Genomic DNA, 5168 nt, shown 5'->3' with positions numbered 1-5168 from the left:
CGAAAGCATAAGTCCGACAGGCTCCTAGGAGATAAATTATAATAGAAGAATCATGTAAAGAGGGTGTCTACTCATCAATATCAAGCGATGAAAAGCTTATTATTCGGAAAATACTTGTGTGGATAGCTTTTTCCACTCTCTGAATATCAGAAGAAGTCATCCACTATAATTCACCCATGAATAGGAAAAATACCTGCCAAGCAGTGTTTGAATACATAAAAGGCTACCACAATAGAAAACGATGACACAGCACCCCAAGCTATGTCGTTCCTGAGTAGTTTGATTTACTAAAAATTGCATAGCAGCCATTTTTAGTGTCCTAAGTCAAAAAATCAAGAGTCATTTAATGGAAAAAATGCCACGTATGAAATACATAAGGCGTATTACACGCATTATTGTTTCTAATTTTTTTAGATCCTTTCTTTATTTATTGAGTTTATTTTGGCCAAGGAGGAAGAATAGGTGGGTGTTTGGTGCCGGTAAAAGATCTTTTACTGATAATGCAAAGTATTTGTTTTTATATGTTGCAAATAATTGTGATGATATTGAAGTTGCATGGATAGCAAGAAATAAAGAAGTTATAAAAAAACTTAACTCAATGGGCTATAAGTCCTACCATATTTGGAGTCTTGCTGGAATAAATTATTGTCTTACAGCAAAGCTTTATATCTTTTCATCTAAATCAAGTGACATAAACTATTGGACAAGTGGAGGAGCCATTCATTTCAATTTATGGCATGGTGTTGGAATTAAGAATATTGAATATGAAATAAAGACAGGGCCAATTAAAAAGCATTTTCAAAGTAAGATTGCTAGAATTGCTCACCCTGAAGATTTCAGAAAGCCTGATTATTTTTTATCCACTTCAAAAGAAATGACTGCACATTTTAAAAAATGCTTTAGAATTGAGAGGGGTAATATTTTTGAATCAGGTTATCCAAGAAATGAGATTCTTGTTGGCTCTTATTATTCCTATCCAGGCGTAATCGATAATGAGATATCTACAGTTTTAAACAATATAAGCGGTCGAAAAAGTTTTTTATATATGCCAACATTTCGTGATAGCAATAAAGCATTAAACGAAAGTGTTCTTGATTTAGATAAATTAGAAAATTTAAATAAGGAAAAAAATAGCATCTTTCTGATGAAAGTTCATCCAAATACAAGGTTTAAAGCAAAGAAGAGCACTTATGATACTATAGTTTTTCTTGATAAAAGAATGGACGTATATCCCTTGCTTAGGCATGTAGATGTTTTAATAACTGATTACTCATCAGTTTTTTATGATTTTTTATTAACGGGTAAACCTACCATTTTTTATATATATGACTACAAAGAATATATTTCTGATAACCGGGATTTAGCAATGCCTTTTATGGATAATATAGCGGGTGAAATCTGTTATAGTTTTAGTGATTTGATGGTGGCTATGTCTAATTTAAAAAAAACAAGTACAGAAAAGTCAGATTTTTTGATAAAAAAATTCTGGGGAGAAAACTATTCAGATGCATCAAAAAATATAACCTCATTCATCAAGTCAAAAGTAATCTAGTTTAAAGTTAAAGTGTAATTTTAAAATCATGAAAAATATTGCAGTAATTCTCGCTTCTGGATCAGGAAAACGCTTTGGAAGTAGTACCCCGAAGCAGTTTATAAAACTTGCAGGAAAACCCGTTATCCAGTATACCATTGAGACATTTAATAATCACAAGCTTATTGATGAGGTTGTTATTGTAACCATTCCAGAGTATATTTCAAAAGTAGAAGATATGGTGCTTTCTGAATCATTCAACAAAGTTACAAAGGTTATAAATGGTGGTAAAGAAAGGTTTGATTCTTCTTGGTCGGCAATTCAATCTATTAATGAACAGGAATGTAATGTTTTATTTCATGACTCTGTCAGGCCATTTCTTGATGATCGAATAATTAATGAATGTATCAAAGAATTAAATTCGTATAATGCCGTTGATGTGGTAGTGGCAGCAAATGATACGATCGTTAAAATTCGTAACGATGAGATTATGTCGATACCAAACCGTCAGAGCTTAAGGCGAGGACAGACCCCTCAGGCATTCAAGCTGTCAACAATACGTAATGCCTATGATTTATTTATGAAAGATACTGATCAAATTGCATCTGATGACTGCGGTATAGTTTTAAAATACCTCCCGAATGAACCTATAGGCATAGTCAATGGTGATGAAAAAAACTTTAAAATCACACATTCACAAGATATATTTTTAGCTAACAGTATATTAAAATATCACTATTATGGAATAAAAAAAACAGCCAGCGAAAAAATAGAAAATACACTGACAGATAAGACTATAGTTATTTTTGGAGGCAGTAGTGGAATTGGGCAGGCTATATTAACCTTATGTCGTGATTATGGTGCAAATGTATTCCAGTATAGCCGTTCAAATGGTTGTGATATATCTAACTATGATGAAGTAGAAAAAACGTTGGAATCTCTTTATGAAAAAGAGCAGTCAATAGACTTTGTTATTAATACGGCGGGGATACTTATAAAGAAGACTTTACAACAAACATCTCAGGAAGAAATTTCATCACTGATTGGAATAAACTACTTGGGTGCTTTGAATGTTGCCAAAGCATCTTTCAAATACTTGAAGAAAAGTCAGGGAATGTTAATAAATTATACATCAAGCTCATATACGAGAGGGAGGGCTTTTTATAGCATATATTCTTCAACTAAAGCCGCTATTGTTAATTTAACACAGGCACTATCAGAAGAATGGCATCCCTTTAACATAAAGGTAAATTGTATTAACCCAGAAAGAACAAAAACTCCAATGAGGACAAAAAACTTTGGTATTGAGCCAGATGACACTTTATTAAGCCCAAAGCAGGTTGCACAATATACTATCTCTACTATGTGCAATGATATTACGGGTCAAATTATCACAGTAAAAAAAATATAAGGCAAACTATTATTTTGGGCTCTCTCTCCTGTTAATTAACCCAGTTTACGAGAACTACCACATATAGTCAGGATAAAAACATGTAGCACATCAGATTATCACTGATGTAGCTACTGTTATTAATCCGAAACAATTCCAGAGCTTTTTTTATTGAATGGATGAAAGCCTGCCATTTCGCTACAAAAGGCAGCAATGTTGCCATTGATGGTAAGACATTGAAAAGCGCTTATCGTAACCGCGTAAAACCTGGTACTTATCCCGTCCTTCAGAGGCTGTGGCGAAACTCTGAAATACACCCCGCACCCGTCCATCCTGTACAGGGAATGTACAGGAACCACACGCTATGAAAGGCACTCTAACCGCACGCATCATGCGGGTTTCGTGATTCACATCCTTGTGGCATAGATCCCTTAAAATCCCTATACGGGATGACGACGGAGAAAATTAAGAGTTTCGCGACACCCTCTTCAGGATGGGGAGGATGTCAAAATGTAGTAATGACCTTCCATGGTGACCTTGTTCACCACCTGCCTGTTTCTTTGAATAACACCTATCTGCTGGATGCCTTCCCATTTTTCAGCTTCTGATATAAACGACATTTATATTATAATATAACCCATCCTATACTCATGTCGGCCGTGATCTTTCTCTACGGTTTCAGAGTAATCGAAGCTGAGCCGAGGTGATGGCGTATCGTGGTATTGCCGGGCTGATCAAAGTACGTTTGATTTGTTCATGAAGCTTGCCCTGGTTATCTTTGACAGGCTCCTGGAATATCTATTTATGGTGACACATGGGTATACAACGCGGATCATCAATATTCTTCACGTACTGAGCCAAAGATTCTGGCCTGACTTTATGAGATATACCAACCGAGAAAGTAAGTGCATATAGTTTGGTTTATACAATGCACTTTAGTTCATAATTGATGCGTGAGTCCTGACCATTAGGATCAGCGTATCTGCATCTTCATCTTCATCAGATAATGTACTGATTATGAGTTTAGATAAATTTAAGTTTAATAAGGCGCTGCTCAATCCTGTTAATCGAAAAGAAGGTATTAGTGCCTACTTAAGAACCCGTAATGGCGGGGATATGCTTAAGCTGGTTATTGAGTCGCATATAAACTATTTTGATGAGATTATAGCTTGCTATAATGATTGCACTGATAATACTGAGGCGGTGTTGCGGATGTTTGAGAAAAAATACCCAGATAAGCTAAAAGTGTATCATTATGAGCCAAAGGTACCACCTTTGCGGTCAAGGGAGCAAAAGTCATTGTTAGCAGATTCAGTACACAGCATGGCTAATTACTCTAATTTTGCTCTTTCAAAAACCACCAGAAAAATTGCTGTTAAGCTGGATGATGACCACTTTGCTGTCAGCCATAATCTTAAGGAGGCTTTATCATACATAAAAAAAAAGAAAAATTATAATGCTAAATACACTTTTTGTGGCATTAATTTAATGAAAATGACTGATAATGAAATCGGCATTTGTTCCAGCCATCCTTTCGCTGGCGGGGTGGATATAGAATTTTATCCCGTTTCAGAAGAAACATATTACACTAATAAGGATGGAGTAGAACTTTTTATACACCCTAAAATGAAGAAAAAATATCTTGGTATTTTGTATCTTCATTTAAAGTCTTTAAAGAAGTGTAATGGGTTTGGCAATTATCAATTAGAAAGGGATGACAACCGTGGTAACCCCTATGTGGAGATAATAAAAAATTTTTTTGATACCTGCCAGTATAGCACTTTAGATAGTTTTTCCAAAACATCTATAGAAACATTAATAAAAAAAAATAGCTCTAATGCTAAGGGTTTTTTTTACAGTCGGCGATTCACAAAAAAAATTTTAGAACTTACAGGCTTGGACTATAGAACTGGTTTAGATAATTCCCGCGCGCTTTTTTTTAAAAGTGATATTGTACATGTGATAGATTCAGTTGAAGAATTACAAAGTTGCGCACAGAAAAACAGTGTTAAATTATATACAATGATAAAAAAACATGATATTTTCTAACTATTCATTTTTGTTAATTATTTGTAAGTAAGATGGGTTTTGCTAATAGTTAGGAAAAGAGCACGAAAGCCATTGCTATCATTAGTCTTCGATAAAAGTATTAATGACTATTTTATTCCATAAAAACACGTGGTTTTTTTATATAAGTATATGACCAAATGAAAACATATATTTTCTTGCTGGCAGGCCTTGCAAGGC

The 5168-nt window shown here is 34.4% G+C and carries 3 protein-coding genes; all 3 read left to right on the top strand.

Annotated elements, in window-relative coordinates:
• The first annotated feature begins 346 nt into the window (after positions 1-346).
• The 3 genes from V4C51_RS16995 to V4C51_RS16985 all read left to right on the top strand — a co-directional run bounded on the left by V4C51_RS16995 (position 347) and on the right by V4C51_RS16985 (position 4970).
• A complete protein-coding gene (locus V4C51_RS16995; protein WP_330927370.1) occupies positions 347-1552 on the top strand; it encodes a CDP-glycerol glycerophosphotransferase family protein in 1206 nt (401 codons plus the stop codon).
• 28 nt (positions 1553-1580) lie between these two features.
• Complete coding sequence (locus V4C51_RS16990; RefSeq protein WP_330927369.1) at positions 1581-2942, top strand: bifunctional cytidylyltransferase/SDR family oxidoreductase; 1362 nt, start codon at positions 1581-1583, stop codon at positions 2940-2942.
• A gap of 996 nt (positions 2943-3938) precedes the next feature.
• On the top strand, positions 3939-4970 hold the full coding sequence (locus V4C51_RS16985; RefSeq protein ID WP_330927368.1) for a hypothetical protein: 1032 nt from the start codon (positions 3939-3941) through the stop codon (positions 4968-4970).
• The last annotated feature ends 198 nt before the right edge of the window (positions 4971-5168 follow it).

It is taken from the genome of Candidatus Sororendozoicomonas aggregata, from assembly GCF_031528575.1.
In the GTDB taxonomy this organism is placed as follows: Bacteria; Pseudomonadota; Gammaproteobacteria; order Pseudomonadales; family Endozoicomonadaceae; genus Endonucleibacter; species Endonucleibacter aggregata.
Note: the sequence above shows the minus strand (reverse complement) of the source record. Positions and strands in the feature narration are given on the sequence as shown.